General features: G+C 43.0%; 18 protein-coding genes. All 18 read left to right on the top strand.

All coding sequences use genetic code 11. The features are described from left to right. The first annotated feature begins 126 nt into the window (after nucleotides 1–126). The 18 genes from LQZ07_RS15915 to fliD all read left to right on the top strand — a co-directional run bounded on the left by LQZ07_RS15915 (nucleotide 127) and on the right by fliD (nucleotide 17,006). Nucleotides 127–1,038, top strand: coding sequence for a chemotaxis protein CheV (locus tag LQZ07_RS15915; RefSeq protein WP_016402481.1), 912 nt, complete (start codon nucleotides 127–129; stop codon nucleotides 1,036–1,038). A gap of 12 nt (nucleotides 1,039–1,050) precedes the next feature. Beyond that, nucleotides 1,051–1,875 (top strand): protein-glutamate O-methyltransferase CheR, encoded by an 825-nt coding sequence (locus tag LQZ07_RS15910; RefSeq protein WP_016402480.1) that lies wholly within the window; start codon nucleotides 1,051–1,053, stop codon nucleotides 1,873–1,875. Nucleotides 1,876–2,058: 183 nt separating this feature from the next. Beyond that, a complete protein-coding gene (flgB, locus tag LQZ07_RS15905) occupies nucleotides 2,059–2,457 on the top strand; it encodes a flagellar basal body rod protein FlgB (protein ID WP_152781203.1) in 399 nt (132 codons plus the stop codon). Continuing rightward, complete coding sequence (flgC, locus tag LQZ07_RS15900) at nucleotides 2,457–2,876, top strand: flagellar basal body rod protein FlgC (RefSeq protein ID WP_016402477.1); 420 nt, start codon at nucleotides 2,457–2,459, stop codon at nucleotides 2,874–2,876. Before flgB ends, flgC begins: the two co-directional genes overlap by 1 nt. Nucleotides 2,877–2,886: 10 nt before the next feature. Beyond that, nucleotides 2,887–3,558 carry a flagellar hook assembly protein FlgD gene (locus LQZ07_RS15895; RefSeq protein WP_249483198.1) on the top strand — a complete coding sequence of 224 codons (672 nt, stop codon included), beginning with the start codon at nucleotides 2,887–2,889 and terminating at the stop codon, nucleotides 3,556–3,558. Between the two features lie 32 nt (nucleotides 3,559–3,590). Then, nucleotides 3,591–4,928: a flagellar hook protein FlgE gene (gene flgE / locus LQZ07_RS15890; RefSeq protein ID WP_016402475.1), complete on the top strand. Its 1,338-nt coding sequence runs from the start codon at nucleotides 3,591–3,593 to the stop codon at nucleotides 4,926–4,928. A gap of 154 nt (nucleotides 4,929–5,082) precedes the next feature. Continuing rightward, on the top strand, nucleotides 5,083–5,829 hold the full coding sequence (gene flgF, locus LQZ07_RS15885; protein WP_152781201.1) for a flagellar basal-body rod protein FlgF: 747 nt from the start codon (nucleotides 5,083–5,085) through the stop codon (nucleotides 5,827–5,829). Between the two features lie 16 nt (nucleotides 5,830–5,845). Next, nucleotides 5,846–6,634, top strand: a complete 789-nt coding sequence (gene flgG, locus LQZ07_RS15880; RefSeq protein WP_016402473.1) for a flagellar basal-body rod protein FlgG — start codon at nucleotides 5,846–5,848, stop codon at nucleotides 6,632–6,634. Nucleotides 6,635–6,660: 26 nt separating this feature from the next. Continuing rightward, complete coding sequence (gene flgH / locus LQZ07_RS15875) at nucleotides 6,661–7,335, top strand: flagellar basal body L-ring protein FlgH (protein WP_016402472.1); 675 nt, start codon at nucleotides 6,661–6,663, stop codon at nucleotides 7,333–7,335. Nucleotides 7,336–7,359: 24 nt separating this feature from the next. Next, on the top strand, nucleotides 7,360–8,460 hold the full coding sequence (locus LQZ07_RS15870; RefSeq protein WP_016402471.1) for a flagellar basal body P-ring protein FlgI: 1,101 nt from the start codon (nucleotides 7,360–7,362) through the stop codon (nucleotides 8,458–8,460). Nucleotide 8,461: 1 nt separating this feature from the next. Continuing rightward, nucleotides 8,462–9,472 (top strand): flagellar assembly peptidoglycan hydrolase FlgJ, encoded by a 1,011-nt coding sequence (gene flgJ / locus LQZ07_RS15865; protein ID WP_227981217.1) that lies wholly within the window; start codon nucleotides 8,462–8,464, stop codon nucleotides 9,470–9,472. Between the two features lie 7 nt (nucleotides 9,473–9,479). Then, the gene (gene flgK, locus LQZ07_RS15860) at nucleotides 9,480–11,453 is read left to right on the top strand and encodes a flagellar hook-associated protein FlgK (RefSeq protein WP_152781199.1); all 1,974 of its coding nucleotides are present in this window, start codon (nucleotides 9,480–9,482) and stop codon (nucleotides 11,451–11,453) included. A 6-nt stretch (nucleotides 11,454–11,459) separates the two neighbouring features. Next, nucleotides 11,460–12,671, top strand: coding sequence for a flagellar hook-associated protein FlgL (gene flgL, locus LQZ07_RS15855; RefSeq protein WP_152781197.1), 1,212 nt, complete (start codon nucleotides 11,460–11,462; stop codon nucleotides 12,669–12,671). A gap of 211 nt (nucleotides 12,672–12,882) precedes the next feature. Beyond that, a complete protein-coding gene (locus LQZ07_RS15850; RefSeq protein ID WP_016402467.1) occupies nucleotides 12,883–13,707 on the top strand; it encodes a flagellin in 825 nt (274 codons plus the stop codon). Between the two features lie 217 nt (nucleotides 13,708–13,924). Continuing rightward, nucleotides 13,925–14,239 carry a hypothetical protein gene (locus LQZ07_RS15845; protein ID WP_152781195.1) on the top strand — a complete coding sequence of 105 codons (315 nt, stop codon included), beginning with the start codon at nucleotides 13,925–13,927 and terminating at the stop codon, nucleotides 14,237–14,239. 24 nt (nucleotides 14,240–14,263) lie between these two features. Continuing rightward, nucleotides 14,264–15,085, top strand: a complete 822-nt coding sequence (locus LQZ07_RS15840) for a flagellin (RefSeq protein ID WP_152781193.1) — start codon at nucleotides 14,264–14,266, stop codon at nucleotides 15,083–15,085. A 79-nt stretch (nucleotides 15,086–15,164) separates the two neighbouring features. Then, a complete protein-coding gene (locus LQZ07_RS15835; protein WP_152781191.1) occupies nucleotides 15,165–15,587 on the top strand; it encodes a flagellar protein FlaG in 423 nt (140 codons plus the stop codon). Between the two features lie 21 nt (nucleotides 15,588–15,608). Then, nucleotides 15,609–17,006, top strand: a complete 1,398-nt coding sequence (gene fliD / locus LQZ07_RS15830; RefSeq protein ID WP_152781189.1) for a flagellar filament capping protein FliD — start codon at nucleotides 15,609–15,611, stop codon at nucleotides 17,004–17,006. Nucleotides 17,007–17,014 lie beyond the last annotated feature (8 nt).

The following is a 17,014-nucleotide window of genomic DNA, read 5'->3' as shown; positions in this document are numbered from 1 at the left end:
TTGTCTATGCTTAACAAGTCGATGTTAAGCCTCTTGGTGTCAAAAAAACGACAATTAAGTTAGATTAAGCGATAGTATACAGGGGTTAAGCAAGGTTGATGCCCCTTTCTAAGGAGTGATAAGTATATGGCGGGTATTTTAGATTCGGTAAACCAGCGTACGCAGCTAGTAGGACAGAATCGCTTAGAGTTGTTGTTATTCAGGTTAAATGGGTCTCAGCGCTATGGCATTAATGTATTTAAAGTAAAAGAAGTCTTACAGTGTCCGCCACTTACCGCGCTGCCTAAACTAAATCCTGTTATCCGAGGTGTGGCACATATTCGTGGCCAAACTATTTCGGTCATTGATTTAAGTTCAGCCACAGGCGGGCGTCCAATAGAAGATGTAACCAAGTGTTTCATCATCATTTCAGAGTACAACCGCTCAGTGCAGGGCTTTTTGGTAGGATCGGTCGAGCGTATTGTAAATATGAATTGGGAAGACATTTTGCCGCCGCCAAAAGGGGCGGGTAAGTTCAACTACCTGACAGCGGTAACAGAGGTTGAAAAAGAGCTAGTTTCTATTTTAGACGTTGAAAAGATTCTCGATGAAATTTCTCCGGTTGATACCACTGTAAGTAAAGAGATTGTTGAAGAAGCAGCCGCAAACGTTCAAATAGACAAAAAAGTATTGGTGGTTGACGATTCTTCGGTGGCGCGAAATCAAGTTAAGCGCGCGGTAACCTCCTTAGGGGTAGAAGCCTTACTTTGCCAAGATGGACGAGAAGCCCTCGAACTGTTAACCACTATGGCTAAAGATGGTCCAATTACCGATCAAATAGCGCTGGTGATTTCTGATATTGAAATGCCAGAAATGGATGGTTACACCTTAACCGCGGAAGTACGTTCTCATCCAGATTTAAAAGGTCTGCACATAATTTTACACACCTCCTTAAGTGGTGTATTCAACCAAGCTATGGTAAATAAAGTTGGCGCTAACGCCTTTATTGCTAAATTTAATCCAGATGAATTAGCTGCCGCTGTTCGTCAATCTTTATAGAGTGTGGATGCATTGAGAACCATAACAGATGATGTGTATAAACAGTTTTGTGGCTTTCTAGAAAAGCAGTGCGGAATTGTATTAGGTGATAACAAGCAATACTTAGTAAAGAGCCGTTTATCGCCTTTAATGGCTCAGTACTCTGTAGCGAGCCTTACCGAGCTAGTTCAAAAAGCCATGAGCCTACGTGAGCGTGATTTACGTGCGGCCGTGGTTGACGCCATGACCACTAATGAGACTCTGTGGTTTAGGGATACTTATCCATTTCAATTGCTCGGTGACAAACTCTTGCCTGAGTTCACAAAGCTATCTCGGCCAGTGAAGATTTGGTCAGCGGCGAGCTCCTCAGGCCAAGAGCCTTACTCTATTATGATGACTTCCCTGGAGTACCAAGCTAAACGGCCAGGAACCTTACCCATGGGGGTGCAGGTAGTGGGGACTGATATATCACCGTCAATGCTCGAGCATTGTAAGCGTGGTGAGTATGACACTTTAGCTTTGGCGCGCGGTTTATCGCCGGAGCGTAAGCGTCAGTTTTTTGAAGCGACTACCGACGGCAGATTTCGAGTTAATGATAAAGTGCGTAAAAATGTAAGCTTCAGGCCGCTTAATCTCTTAGATAGTTACGCTTTAATGGGTAAATTCGATATCATTTTTTGTCGTAATGTTTTGATTTACTTTAACGCTGATGTGAAATCGAAGATCCTTAATCAGTTTGCTCAAGCATTAAACCCTAATGGATATTTAATGTTGGGTGCCTCTGAGTCTATTACCGGCCTGACCGATCGTTTTAATATGTTGCGTTGCCATCCCGGCATTGTTTATCAACTAAAATAAGCTAAACCCGAAGCGGCAGTATATGGCAATAGTTGCCGCTTTACTTGCCGCTAGCATCACCCTGCCACTGTTATCTAGCATACCAATACAACTAAGTTCCTTAGTTAGCTGAACAAAAAGCGTCAAAAAAACTCTGGCACAGCTCTTGCTAAATATTCTTCGTGGAAGTGTAACGAGGTGTATATGGCAATAACATTTGATAAAGCATTAGGCGTTCATCAGCATACTGTAGGTGTAAGAGCCCGCCGTTCTGAAGTGATTGCAAGTAACATTGCTAATGCTGATACACCTAACTATAAAGCACGAGATATAGATTTTAATAAAGCTTTTGCTGCCGCTAAAAGTAAGCAGGGCGGCGGAATGCACATCACTAATGAGCGCCACATCAGCGGCGGTAACAGCCAGTTTGCCGAACTAGGTTTTCAAGTGCCAGACCAACCAGACACCGGTGACGGTAATACCGTTGATGTACAAAAAGAGAAAGCTGCATTTATGCAAAATGGTCTGGAATATCAAGCAGGTATTAACTTTCTTTCAAGCAAGTTTAGTGGCTTACGTAATGCAATTAAGGGAGGTCAATAATGAGCTTTTTTAATGTTTTTGATATTTCAGCTTCGGCCATGAAAGCGCAGTCGGTACGTTTAAATACCACTGCCAGTAATCTAGCCAATGCCGACAGTATTAGTTCAAGTATCGATCAAACGTATCGAGCAAGAAAACCAGTGTTTGAGGCTGAGTTAAATAAAGCATCTCAAGCACAAGTTGAATCTGCACAAGTTAAAGTAGCGGGCATAGTTGAATCAGATGCTCCGTTACGTAAAGAGTATTACCCAGAACACCCAATGGCTAATGAAGAAGGGTATATCTTCAAGCCAAACGTCAACGTTATTGAAGAAATGGCCGACATGATGAGTGCTTCTCGCTCTTATCAGGCCAATGTTCAAGTAACTGAAGCCGCTAAGCAAATGCTAAATAGCACGCTCAATCTGGGTAAAAGTTAAGGAGTAGCCAGTGTCTACTATTGATCCGTTACAAAATAATTATTGGCAACCGGAGTCGGTTGTTCCAGAGAGCAATAACAATCAGTCGTTGGGGCAAGAAGACTTCTTCTCACTCCTTACTACTCAGTTGCAGTATCAAGATCCCAGTAAACCCGTTGATAACGCCGAGATGATTGCGCAAATGGCAAGCTTTCAGACTTCCGAGGGGATTGCTGAGCTTGGTACTAAGTTTGACACCATGAACTCGATCATGAATTCATCGGCTGCCTTGCAGGCGTCAACTTTAGTGGGCCAGAAAGTGTTAGTCCCGTTAGATTACGGACATAACGGTGGTACTGGTTTTGATGGTGTAGCGGTAACTGGTGCAGCAACAACCAATGTAAAAGTTTCGGTCGAAAACGCGGCGGGTGAAGTCGTCAAAGTTATCGATTTAGGTGAGGGAAGTGGCAACATGCCATTCTCTTGGGACGGCACCGATTCCAATGGGAATCCAATGCCAGAAGGTAAGTACAACATTAAAGTTAATGGTGTTCAGGGCGGTAAAGAGATCAGTTTACCCACCGCAACATATGCAAGCGTAGGTAGCGTGAGCTTAGCAGGTGGCGCATCTGGCGTAGTCGTCAATTTAGAAGGCTTAGGTGGCATTGCAATGAGCGATGTTCTTGAAGTAGCCAAGGCCTAACAAAGAATAGTAAAACGATAGGAGATTGAGAGATGTCATTTAATATCGCTCTAAGCGGCATCAATGCCTCGCAAAAGGATCTTGACGTAACGGCGAACAATATTGCTAACGTCAACACCATTGGTTTTAAAGAGTCGCGTGCTGAGTTTGCCGATGTGTATGCAACATCGATTTTCTCAAATGCTCGTACCGCAGTTGGTAATGGTGTTAAAACTGTAGATGTAGCTCAGCAATTCCACCAAGGTAGTCTTAACTTTACCCAGAATGCCTTAGATATGGCGATCAGTGGCGAAGGCTTTTTTGTTACCGCATCAGACTTAACCACTCAAACACGAGAGTTTACTCGTGCGGGTGCGTTTAAGTTAAACGCTGATAACTTTATTGTTAACTCGCAAGGTCAATACCTACAAGGTTATACCGTGAACAACAGCGGCACGCCTTCAGCGGTGAGTATGGCTGCAACCAGCGCAATTCAAATTAGTGCTGAAGTAGGTAACCCTACCATGACTAGCCAAGTTGATATGAGCTTTAACTTGCCGTCGAGCGGCACTACTCACGATATAGGCGATTTCGACCCAACCGACAGCAATACCTACACGTCTGCCACTTCGGTGACGGTGTATGATTCGCAAGGTGGCTCGCATGTTGCTGAGACCTTCTTTATTAAAGATGACACCACGGCTAACACATGGCACAAGTTGATATACATTGACGGTATGCCAGTAGATGTTGCAGGTGGTACAGCTAATACCCCTAACGCGGGTAACCCAAATCCAAATATCCCTGCATCAGCGACTTTAACTTTTGATAATACCGGTGCATTAGCATCTACAGCGCCACTTATTATTGAGACTGTAGCGCTTGGTACTGCTCCACCAAACGGCCCAGGTGGTGTATGGGATCCGGTAACGGGTTCTGTAGATCCAACGCAAACCATTACTTTTAATCTAAATGGCCCAACTCAGTACAACTCAGCCTTTGAAGTATCTAGTTTGTCGCAAGATGGTTCTACCGTTGGTAAATTGACAGGTATTGATATTGGCCCAGATGGTTTGGTTGTTGCCTCATACAGTAATGGGCAAACAACCAATATTGCTAAAGTGTCGGTTGCTAAATTTGCCAATAACCAAGGTTTAGCGCAAATCGGTGATACTTCATGGCAGCAAACCCAGTTAAGTGGTGAAGCGATTGCCGGTGAAGGTAACTCGGGGACTTTCGGTAAAATCAACTCTGCTTCTTTAGAACAAGCTAACGTTAACTTAACGGAACAATTGGTTAATTTGATTAGTGCTCAGCGTAACTTCCAGGCTAACTCTCGTGCCTTAGAAGTTAACTCAACGCTACAGCAAACTATTATTCAGATACGTTAATAGCCAACTAGCATTTGATCAAAAAGGCAGCCTTGGCTGCCTTTTTATTTTATTGATTTAATTACCTTTTTTCTTCTTGTTTCTCGTTTTTTATCTTCTGGCATTCTAATTGCTTTGTTTCCTTTGAGTCAGCTAATTGACGTAGGAAATAGACATGGACCAACTACTTTATATATCGATGACCGGTGCAAAACAAAACATGCACTCGCTCGCGGTACGTGGTAACAACCTTGCAAATGCAAATACCACAGGCTTTAAAGCCGATTTAGAGAATGCACGCTCTATGCAGGCTTTCGGCCCGGGCATGCCATCTCGGGTATTTGCTATGACCGAGCGCCCAACTCAAAACTTTACCGATGGTCTGTTAAAAACCACTGGTAGGGATCTAGATGTGGCGATTAAAGGTGAAGGTTGGGTTTCGGTCCAAGACAAGGATGGTAATGAAGCGTTGTCTCGAAATGGTAACTTTACCATTTCAGCCGCTGGTGTTTTACAAACCATGCAAGGGCAACCCGTATTAGGTAATCAAGACGCGCCAATTATTATTCCCCTACCTGTTGAAAAGCTAGAAATTAACGAAGATGGCACCATCGAGATTAGACCAGAAGGCGCACCTGCCGATGCCTTGGAAGAAGTTAACCGTATTAAGCTAAGCAATCCTTTTGCTGGCGAGTTAACTAAAGGCGATGACGGTTTATTTCGTGCCACTAATGGTCAACCTTATCAGCCCGATGCCACCGTTGAGTTGGTTAAGGGAGCGCTGGAGGGCAGTAACGTGAACCCAGTGCAAGAAATGACACATATGATCAGCATGCAACGTCAATTTGAAATGCAAATAAAAATGATGAAAACCGCTGAAGAAAACGAAAAAGCAACCAACAACTTGTTGCGATTAAGCTAGGTATAAGGAGCGTATTATGCATCCCGCATTATGGATCAGTAAAACTGGCTTAGATGCCCAACAAACCAACGTATCGGTTATTTCAAACAATTTAGCCAATGCCAGTACTGTCGGTTACAAAAAAAGTCGCGCAGTATTTGAAGACCTGCTTTACCAAACGATTAACCAACCAGGTGGCCGTTCGTCTCAGAACACGACAATGCCATCGGGCTTAATGATTGGTGCCGGTGCTAAAGTTATTGCCACTCAAAAAAACCATGACCAAGGTAATGTGCAAACTACCGATAACGCTTTTGATTTAATGATTGATGGGCGTGGTTTCTTCGAAATTTTGATGCCCGACGGTACAACAGCTTACACCCGTAATGGCCAATTTGGTCTTAATGATGAAGGCACAATTGTGACGCCTGGGTCTGGCTACCCCTTACAGCCAGAAATTCAAGTACCAGAAGATGCACAGAGCTTTACCGTAGGTGAAGACGGCGAGGTAAGTGTTCGCTTACCTGGACAAACCGACAGCCAAGTTATTGGCCAAATTACCATTACTGACTTTGTTAATCCTTCTGGATTAGAGCCTCGTGGTCAAAACTTGTATTTGGAAACAGGTGCTAGTGGTGCTCCTCAAAATGGTATTGCATCAGAGAATGGTTTAGGCGCAATTCGCCAAGGTTCTTTAGAAACATCCAACGTGAATGTGACCGAGGAGCTGGTTAACTTAATTGAGGCGCAACGGGTTTACGAGATGAATTCAAAGGTAATTTCAACCGTAGACCAAATGTTGACCTTCGCAACGCAACAACTGTAATCAAAGTTTAGAGAGAGGGATTGCTCATGAATAAACTAATGGTAGTAGCAACCTGTATGGCGATGGCGGGCTGTGCCAGCGTAAACACCGCCGTAGTGCCAGATGATCCTGAGTTTGCGCCGGTATATCCAGAAGACGTGGCCGTAGAAGCAAGAATTACGGGTTCACTATTCACCGAAAATGGCGCCAATAATCTGTATTCAGATAAAAAAGCCCATCGGATTGGTGACATTATTGTGGTGACCCTAGCTGAGCGTACTCAGGCTAGCAAATCAGCCAGTAACGAGCTGGCTAAAGACAAGAACTTAAATCTAAACCAAATCACAGTACCTGGTGGTGTAGCTACAATTAACGGTAATCCAATAGAACTTGGTTTAAGCCAAAGTAGTGATTTTACAGGTGAAGCCGACGCTGCTCAAAGTAACAGCTTAAATGGCAATATTTCGGTTAATGTTGTTCAAGTATTGGCCAACGGCAATCTAATAATTAGCGGCGAAAAATGGCTAATGTTGAATAATGGTAATGAGTATATTCGCTTAACGGGCATTATACGCCCTGAAGATGTAGCACCAGATAACTCTATTACATCCTTACGCATTGCTAATGCACGTATTCAATATGGTGGTACCGGCGATTTTGCTAATACCACTAATCAGGGATGGTTATCCAAATTCTTTAATGGTCCTGTTTGGCCATTCTAAGCCCTGAGTTTTAGGAGTAATCTTATGTTTAAACGAAGCATTGTAATCTTGAGCTTGGGTTTATGCTTAGTTGCAAATTCGGTAAATGCAGCACGTGTTAAAGACGTAGCAAACATTGCCGGTGTGCGTTCTAACCAATTAACCGGATATGGCTTAGTGGTAGGTTTGCCTGGTACTGGTGAAAAAAATAGTGATTTTGCCAAGCAGTCTTTTGCAACAATGCTACGCAACTTTGGGATTACGGTTCCTCCGGGTACTAACCTAAAAATTAAGAACGTTGCGCCTGTGGCTGTACATGCCGAATTACCCGCTTTTGTTAAGCCCGGCCAAACTATCGACATTACCGTGTCTGCCATTGGTGAAGCGAAAAGCTTACGTGGCGGAAGTTTAATTCAAACCTTTTTAAAAGGTGCCGACGGCGAAGTATATGCCTTGGCTCAGGGGAGTTTAATTGTAGGTGGTTTTGGCGCAGAGGGGGCTGATGGCTCAAAAGTTATTTCGAATACACCAACGGTTGGTCGTATTCCTAACGGCGCTATTGTAGAGCGCTCGGTGCCTTCACCGTTTATGAGCGGCGATACGATCACCTTTAACCTTAAGCGTTCGGACTTCACTACAGCAAAACGTTTAGCTGATACCATTAATGGCTTAGTAGGTCCCAATACTGCTACGCCAATGGACGCCGCCTCTGTACAAGTATTCGCTCCACGAGACCCAGGACAGCGCGTTGCTTACTTATCTACTTTAGAAAACTTAACCTTTGAACCTGCCTCAGAGTCAGCCAAAATTATTGTTAACTCGCGAACTGGTACCATTGTTATTGGTAAAGACGTTCGCTTGTTACCTGCTGCGATTACTCACGGTGGTTTAACCGTTAAAATTGCAGAAACCCCGTTAATTTCTCAGCCTAATGCATTCTCTAACGGAGAGACGGTAGAAACTACCGTGAGCACAATTGAAGCAACGGAAGAAGACTCTAGAATGTTCAACTTTGACCCCGGCGCATCGCTTGACGACTTAGTGCGTGCTGTTAATCGGGTAGGGGTTGCTCCTGGTGACTTAGTCTCTATTTTAGAAGCGCTAAAACAAGCTGGTGCTATTCAAGGCGAGCTGTTGGTGATTTAACATGGCAATGGACGCAGTCAAACAATCAGCAAATTATCACGACTTAGCCAGTTTAGATGAGCTAAGAAGTGCTGCTCAAAAAGATCCGAACAAGGCACTTAAACAAGTTGCCAGTCAGTTTGAGTCTTTGTTTATGCAGATGTTGATGAAACAGATGCGTAAGAGTAATGAATTGTTTGAAAGTGATACGCCTTTAAATAATCGCCACACGCAAACTTACCGAGATATGCATGATAACCAAATGGCATTGGAATTATCTTCTTCTGGTGCCTTAGGGCTTGCCGATTTAATCGTGGCCCAGCTCGACCCCGCTGCAGCCAATGTTACGCCAGCATCTGTATTGCGTGGTGGTCAAAATATTGATCTTCAACAGCGTTCTTTAAATGCCTCAGATACAACTGGCAAGAATATTGCTCAATCGACTAGTGTAACGGCCGTAAGTAGCAAAACTTTAGAAAAAGATAATGCCAGCGCTGCCGTTAGTGAAAAAGCTGAGGAAGCAGCGGCAATAAGTCGGCAAAGTTTTGCCTCTCCTGGAGAGTTTATTCAAGCAATCTTACCAGTTGCCAAAAAGTTGGCCGCTGACAAAGGCATTGAACCGATGGCAATTGTTGCACAGGCTGCGCTTGAGTCGGGTTGGGGTAAAAAGGTTATCGCAAATAGTGACGGTTCAAGTAGCCACAACCTATTCGGGATAAAAGCAGATAATCGCTGGCAGGGAGATAAGGCAGTAGTGAACACTTTAGAGTATAGAAATGGTCAAGCCAATCAAGAACGAGCTGCCTTTCGCTCATATGACTCATTTGAAGAGAGTGTTAAAGACTACTTATCGTTTGTAGAAGGGCCGCGTTACCAGCAAGCTTTGGCTAACGGAATGGACGCAAAGCAGTACGCTAAAGAATTACAAGCCGCTGGTTATGCTACCGATCCTCAATATGCCAATAAGATTGGCCAGATTTTAGACGGCAAACATTTTGCGGAATTTAGTCAACAAGCGGTTGAAGGGGAGTAACTAAGCTATGGCAATGAACGACCTACTTACTATTGGCTCTTCTGGGGTTGCCGCGCATCAACGTTTATTGATGACCACTGGTAACAATATTGCCAATGTTAATACTCCTGGTTACAGCTTACAGCGCACTTTTTACACCGCCGATACCTTAGGCGGCGTTCGCGAAGGTTATACTGAGCGAGTGTTAAATGGTTTTGCGCAAGCGCAAATGTTTCGTGATACTTCTACATTCGCTAACCGTAACGCCTACCTTGAGTCGGTGAGCCACATTGATGCAATCCTTAGTGATGACTCACTATCCTTAAGTAGCAAGTTTGACGATACTTTTACTCAGCTGCATGCAACAACTGATAATCCCACTGCACTTTCGACTCGAGAGCTAGCATTGTCTCAATTCCATGCCTTGACTGACCGCTACCGCACTCTAAACGAACAATATCAAGTTCAAGAGAAAAATATCAGCCAAGATATCGTTGAGAAGGCTGATGAAGCCAATGCACTGATTACTAACATAGCTGAGATTAACAAAGAAATTGTGGCGGCCGGTGGCAGCCCACTGGACGGCAATAATGCAATCTTGTCTGATAAACGAGATCAAGCGATTAAAGAATTGGCTGAACTGATAGATATCAATACCATTGTTCAAGATGATGGCTCAACTCTGGTATTTATGCGCTCAGGCCAAGCCTTAGTATTGCAAGATGACCATACTCAGCTTTCTATTGTTGATGGCGATCCAGATAGTACTCAAAAAGAGATGACGTTGAGCCTAGCAGGCTCTACACGCATCATTGGTCGAGAGGATATTGGCGGTACCATTGGTGGTTTAATGGAATACCGTAAAACCACTTTAGATACTAGTCGTAACCAACTAGGTCAGTTGTCGATAGCAATGACAGATGCGTTTAATACTCAAAATAGATTGGGTATGGACTTAAATGGTGATATTGGTGGTGACATTTTCACCTTACCAACTTTTAATGGTAAGGAGTTTTCTACCAATACTGCTGCTGGCACTATAAGCGGAAGTTTTATTGCTGGCAGTGGTAGCGAAGTTACTCCTTATGATTATCGAGTTACCTTTACTTCAGCGACAACCTTTGAAGTTCAGCGCTATGATGGTGACCAACCCATTGATGCGGCAATAGCAGGAACTATCCCACCAACTAATTTTCAACTTGATGGTATGGATTGGGATTTCTCTTCTGGCCCCTTTGCTGCTGGAGACCGACACCTTGTTCAACCGGTGCGAGACGCTGCTGCTTCAATGACAGTGAGTATGAGCCAACCAGAGAAACTTGCTTTAGCCTCGCCAATACGTGTTGAGCGGGAGCTTAATAACCGCGGAAATGCAACGGTTTCTATTGATTCTATTTATGACACAGACCCTACAACGTCAGATTTTACCTCACCTGGTGGATATGACGTAAATGGCCCCGCCGAAGTGCGCATCAATGCCGTAGGCGATTACGAAATTTATGACGGTTTGGGCGTATTAATGGCCACCGCTCCTGCTGCCAGTGCCGGTCAACAGCTGTTTTCAAACGCAGTGCCTGCATTAACGCCAGGCTACGAAATAAACATAGATGGTGACGTACAAGAAGGTGATGTATTCACCATGGGTTACAATACCGATGGTTTTAATGATAACTACAATGCGTTGCGTCTCGTTGATTTGCAGCAGCAAGATTTGGTACGTAAAAGTTTAGCCACCAGTGGCGACAACAAAATGACGATGAACGATGCTTATGCCAGCGTGGTAAGTTTTGTTGGTGGCAAGACTAGTGAGGCGAGGGTGGCGGCATCGGCGGCGAACTCTTTGTTAGAGCAAAGTACCCAGCGTCATAATTCTATATCCGGTGTTAATTTAGATGAAGAGGCGTCTAATTTGATTCGCTTCCAGCAAGCTTACGCTGCCTCTGCTCAAGTGATTAGTGCCGCGCAAGAAACCTTTCAAACTCTATTAAGCTCAGTGAGGTAATAAATTATGCGAGTTTCCAGTATTAACTTGTATCAAAACTCACTAAATGGTGTGCTCAACTCTCAGCAGCAAGTTGAGAAGATGAACCAACACCTTATCACTAATAAGAAGTTGCTAACCGCTGCAGACGGTCCTTCAGACATGAGTAAAACCATGTTTTTGACCACGGAAATAACCTTAACGGAGCAGCATTTAAAGAATGGCACCTTGTTGGAAAACGCGCTTAACTTTGAAGAGTCAACCTTGGACGGGATGATCAATGCCATGCAGCGAGCAAGAGTATTGGGGGTTCAATCTGGTGATGGTATTAATGGCGACACTGAACGAGCTTCGCTCGCACAGGAGTTACGTCAGATTCAAAACCAAATGCTAGATTTTATGAACAGTCAAAACGCTGATGGTAGTTACGTATTTTCGGGCTTTCAAACTCAGAAAAAGCCTTATGTGTTTGATGGCACAAATTATAACTACCAAGGTGATGCGGGCGTAAATGAATTAAAAGTATCTTCTTCAGTATATATTCAAAGTAATGATACAGGGCAAGAAGTATTTGATAATGTATTTAAACGGTTTGTGACAAATGATTTAACTGCAAATATATCAACAACAATAAATGATCAAAAGGCTTATGATAGTTTCCATAAGCTAAATTATGACCCGATAACGCTAGCTAATAATACTTATCAAGTTCAAACAACGGCGGGTGCACCCGATACTTATGAAGTATTAGATAATACTGGTACCTCTTTAGTTCCTCCTGTTACGGGGAATTACACTCCTGGTGAAGCAATTAACTTTAATGGGATTGATATTACAGTTACTGGTGCTGCGCCATCAAACGAACAGTTTGAGTTAGCCCCTCCAGAAAAAGATAATGTACTTAATATGCTGAGCGATTTTATTATCGCGCTAGAAGATACTTCACTACCTCAAGGAGATTACGTCGAAGCTCAAAGTGATTTCCTGGTGGGCCTTGATAACGCTTTAGAAAGCGTAAACTTAACCTTGGGCTCTATTGGTGCGAGGGGAAACTCTTTAGAATCTGTAAGGAATGCATCCTCATCAATGGATATCATCAACCAGCAATCAAGGGCCTCCATTAGCGAAGTTGACTTTGCTGAAGCGGTAAGTAACCTGCAAAAAGCAGAGCTTGCTTTAAACACCTCCTACTCCTCTTATAGCCGCATTAGCCAATTATCTTTATTTAATTACCTATAACACTAAAGTTTATTTCATTGCTGCCGTTATAAAGGTTGCTTCAATATTGAAGCAACCTTTTTCATTTGATGCTTTTGTAGCTGAAAATAAAATTTAAATAATTGCTAAAGAATATTGAAGCGCTGCCGTTATATAGGGTAAGTCAGAAACATAAAATAACTGACAACTAATACAACCTATAAATGGTTAAGGTATAGATAGGAGAAATATCATGGCTTTATACGTAAATACTAATGTGTCGTCTATTAACGCTCAACGCCAACTTACGCAGTCTGGTTGGTCATTAGACACTTCATTCCAACGTTTATCATCTGGTTTGCGTATTAACAGTGCAAAGGATGATGCCGCTGGTCTTCAAATTTCAAACCGTATGACTTCGCAAATTCAAGGTCTGGATCGTGCAGTAATGAATGCTCAAGATGGTATTTCATTGGCGCAAACAGCTGAAGGTGCGATGGATGAAATTACTAACTCTTTACAGCGCATCCGTGTATTAGCCATCCAATCACAAGATGGTATTAACAACTCAGATGACCGTATTGCATTGCAGCAAGAGGTTTCTCAACTTAAAGCTGAAATGAGCCGAATTGCTACAACCACTCAATTTGGTGGCGTGAATGTACTTGATGGTACTTTTTCGGCGAGTTTCTTGGTTGGTGCAAATGCAGGTCAAAACATCAGTGTAAATATCTCTCGTACTGGAGGGTGGGGTACATCTGGTTTAGGTTTGGGTGCATTGTCGGTATCTACAGTTGGTGGCGCAAGTGCAGCTATGACAGCTATTGACTCTGCAATTAAGCAAATTGATGGTAAACGTGCGGAGCTTGGTGCGGTTCAAAACCGATTCCAATCAACTATTCGTAACTTGTCTAACATTTCTGAAAATGTAACGGCAGCACGTTCACGAATTAAAGATACAGACTTTGCGAAAGAGACTGCTGAACTAACACGTAACCAGATTATTCAGCAAACCTCGACAACTATTTTGGCTCAAGCAAACCAACGTCCTCAGGCTGCACTGTCTCTACTTGGATAATAAAAAAAGAAAGGACGGTGGGGGTTCAATCCACCGTCCTCAGACTGCAGTAGCGCTATTAGTACTCTTAGGAGGCTCAATTCCATACCAATAATAAGTAGCGCTTTAGTTTCGCTCTCAATCTCCTATCGTTTCGAGCGATACGGTCAAGTGATGCATACTCACTTGGCCTTTTTTTCGCAGCGGTTCAGGCTGCGAATGTAATAAAGCAATGTGCGTGCCAATAATTAGTGGCAATAATTTGGCGTTTAATTATTGCTCAATTAACGTAAATATACCGTTTTTTAACGGAGTTCAGAAGTTTTTTCTGGCGCTTAAAGCCAGTGTTTACAAGGCTTGCCGTAAAAGCGGCAAAAAAATTCCGCTTTTTTCCTCTTTTTTTCTAAAGCTTTTTCCTCCATTGCCGCTAACAAATATGAAGTTATTAAAACTTTGGTCCATTTCAAAGTTGTCTTGGTTTACGGTTCATAGACCAGGGGTTCAACAACTAACAAATGGTTTTGGTCGTCCTGACATAGTTCAATCAGGATGAACAATTTCTTAGGAGGCTCAAAATATGGCATTAGTTGTCAACACCAATGTGTCGTCATTGAACGCACAACGCCAGCTAGCAAGCTCAGGCAACGCACTAGATACTGCGTATCAACGCTTAAGTTCTGGTTTCAGAATTAACAGCGCAAAAGATGATGCTGCAGGTCTACAAATCTCAAACCGTATGACATCGCAAATTCAGGGTCTAGACCGTGCTGTGATGAATGCTCAAGATGGTATCTCAGTGGCACAAACTGCTGAAGGTGCAATGGACGAGTTAACTAACATGATGCAGCGTATGCGTGTGTTAGCGGTTCAATCTCAAGATGGTATTAATAACTCTAGTGACCGTGCAGCGTTACAAGCAGAAGTTTCTCAACTTAAGCTTGAAATGAGCCGTGTTGCTACCACTACACAGTTTGGTGGGGTTAACCTTCTTGATGGCGGTTATTCTGCGGCATTCTTAGTTGGTGCTAACGCTGGTCAAAACATCAGCGTAAACATTTCTCGCTCAGGTGGCTGGGGTGCGTCTGGCTTAGGTTTAGCTTCTTTGTCTGTGTCAACTACTGGTGGAGCAAGTGCAGCGATGGCTGCTTTAGATTCTGCGATTAAGTTAGTTGACTCAGAGCGAGCATCGTTGGGTGCGGTTCAAAACCGTTTCCAATCTACAATTCGTAACTTGTCTAACATTTCAGAGAATATCTCTGGTGCTCGTTCTCGAATTAAAGATACTGACTTTGCTAAAGAAACAGCGGACTTAACGAAAGCTCAAATTCTTCAACAAACTAGTACTTCGATTCTTGCTCAAGCAAACCAACGCCCACAGGCTGCGTTAGCTCTAGTTTAATCGTTAATAATAGTGAAGAAATACGCAGCCACACTTATACTGTATAGGTGTGGCTTGCTTTGTTTAAGGAGTCTGGAATATGGATAGTAATGTTAGTTCAATATCCACCTCAACGGTTACAACTAACCTTCAGAAAAGTCAGGAGCAAAACTTAAGTGCTGCTGACAAGATGGAAGTGGCACAGTTATCGCTTCAAAAAGAGCAAGAAAAGGCCAAAGCTCAACAACAAGCTGAGAAAGAGGAACGTCAAGACGAAGACAAATCTCAAGTTGAAGATGTTGTTGCCTCGCTTAACCAGTTGCTCGAAGTGCAAGATAGAGATGTAAAGTTTGTTGTAGACGAAAGAGATGGGCAATTTTTTACTTCAGTACTCAATCGAAGTACTGATGAGTTAATTCGCGAAATTCCTACAGAGGAGTATCGCCAATTAGAAGAACGATTAAGAAAATTTCAAGATGCGATTGGTCAAACTACAGGCTTGTTTGTTGATCAGTTGGTCTAAATTATTTGTAGGTAAAGACCCATGACTGGAATAACAGCAGCAGGTATTGGTAGTGGTTTAGATTTAGAAGCATTAATTGAGGTGTCAATTAATGCTGAGCGAGCTGGTAAAGATGCTCGCTTTGAAAAGACTAAAACTACACTTGAGGTCACTTTGTCTGCCGTCGGTAGTATTAAGTCAACGCTTAGTGAATTCCATAAGATTCTTGAAAAAGCCCAAAACCAAGATACCTTTTTTCCTCGCACCGCTACCACTAATGAAAGTGAAGGCAATGAGTCTTTTTCTGTTGACCTAGCCAATAGCGCCACAAATGGTAACTACGCCATTGAGGTTCAAGAACTTGCTAAAGGTTCATCTTTAACATCAATTGATGCCACAGCTAATGGTGGAACACCTCTCTATACCTCTGAAGATGATGTTGTAGCAACTACCGATGGACAATTAACTTTTTCCACAGCAAGTGGTGAGTCTATGGTGCTTGACGTTGCTGCAGGTACAACACTTAAACAATTACGTGAGCAAATTAATGATCACGAAGATAATTTTGGTGTGTCAGCAAACTTAATTGATACTGGCTCAGAAATAAGGTTGTCTATGACCTCAGATGAAACAGGTGATGGAAATACTCTGTTGGTGACAAATACTGGGGCGAATGCCGAGTTAGATAACTTTACCAATGCTGGTGGCAAGATGGACGTTACCGATGCGTCTTCGGCTAGGATCACCATTGATGGTATCGAAGCGACTAGTTCGACAAATACCTTTGAAAATGTTATTTCAGGTGTTTCGATAAACGTCAATAAAGTGACGTCATCCGCAGTCGATCTTGATATTCAGCCCAGTGAAGAGGAATCTGTTGCAAACGTTAGAGCATTTATTGATGCCTACAATAATGTAATTAAAGAAATTGATAAGCATACTAAAGCAACCGGTGTTTCTGAGGGCGATGATAACAGTAATCGCAAAGAGTTGAGCGGTGACCCGATGTTTAGGACTTTACGCTACAGCCTAGGCGGCCTTTCTACCAATGGTTACGATGACGCTGCTCCAGGAATGCGAACTCTTTATGGCATTGGTATAGAAATGGATGAAGATGGCCTGTTAACGCTTGACGAAACCGAGTTTAAGAAAGCCATTAACTCTAATCTAGATGGTGTTGGCGAGCTTTTTGCAATGGACGGTGGTGTGGCTGACAGCTTTTTGTCTACGGTGAAAAGCTATGAGCAGTCTGGTGGTGTATTAGCTACCCGAGAAGACTCTGTTAAAAGTCAGAAGAAAGATTTGGAGCGTCAAATGTTAGATTTTGAGGAGCGGATGGCTTCTTATGAGTCTACGTTACGCTCAAAATACACCGCTTTTGATGTGACAATGGGTAGTCTTAATAGCCAAATGCAATACGTTTTAGGCCAATTAGGTTAACGGAAAAA

The sequence above is a fragment of the Agarivorans sp. B2Z047 genome, assembly GCF_023373605.1.
Taxonomy (GTDB): domain Bacteria; phylum Pseudomonadota; class Gammaproteobacteria; order Enterobacterales; family Celerinatantimonadaceae; genus Agarivorans; species Agarivorans albus.
Note: the sequence above shows the minus strand (reverse complement) of the source record. Positions and strands in the feature narration are given on the sequence as shown.

Coding starts and splice junctions, on each gene's coding strand:
- LQZ07_RS15915 (WP_016402481.1), top strand. CDS start 127: ATGGCGGGTATTTTAGATTCGGTAAACCAGCGTACGCAGCTAGTAGGA.
- flgB (WP_152781203.1), top strand. CDS start 2,059: ATGGCAATAACATTTGATAAAGCATTAGGCGTTCATCAGCATACTGTA.
- flgC (WP_016402477.1), top strand. CDS start 2,457: ATGAGCTTTTTTAATGTTTTTGATATTTCAGCTTCGGCCATGAAAGCG.
- flgE (WP_016402475.1), top strand. CDS start 3,591: ATGTCATTTAATATCGCTCTAAGCGGCATCAATGCCTCGCAAAAGGAT.
- flgF (WP_152781201.1), top strand. CDS start 5,083: ATGGACCAACTACTTTATATATCGATGACCGGTGCAAAACAAAACATG.
- flgG (WP_016402473.1), top strand. CDS start 5,846: ATGCATCCCGCATTATGGATCAGTAAAACTGGCTTAGATGCCCAACAA.
- flgH (WP_016402472.1), top strand. CDS start 6,661: ATGAATAAACTAATGGTAGTAGCAACCTGTATGGCGATGGCGGGCTGT.
- LQZ07_RS15870 (WP_016402471.1), top strand. CDS start 7,360: ATGTTTAAACGAAGCATTGTAATCTTGAGCTTGGGTTTATGCTTAGTT.
- flgJ (WP_227981217.1), top strand. CDS start 8,462: ATGGCAATGGACGCAGTCAAACAATCAGCAAATTATCACGACTTAGCC.
- flgK (WP_152781199.1), top strand. CDS start 9,480: ATGGCAATGAACGACCTACTTACTATTGGCTCTTCTGGGGTTGCCGCG.
- flgL (WP_152781197.1), top strand. CDS start 11,460: ATGCGAGTTTCCAGTATTAACTTGTATCAAAACTCACTAAATGGTGTG.
- LQZ07_RS15850 (WP_016402467.1), top strand. CDS start 12,883: ATGGCTTTATACGTAAATACTAATGTGTCGTCTATTAACGCTCAACGC.
- LQZ07_RS15840 (WP_152781193.1), top strand. CDS start 14,264: ATGGCATTAGTTGTCAACACCAATGTGTCGTCATTGAACGCACAACGC.
- LQZ07_RS15835 (WP_152781191.1), top strand. CDS start 15,165: ATGGATAGTAATGTTAGTTCAATATCCACCTCAACGGTTACAACTAAC.
- fliD (WP_152781189.1), top strand. CDS start 15,609: ATGACTGGAATAACAGCAGCAGGTATTGGTAGTGGTTTAGATTTAGAA.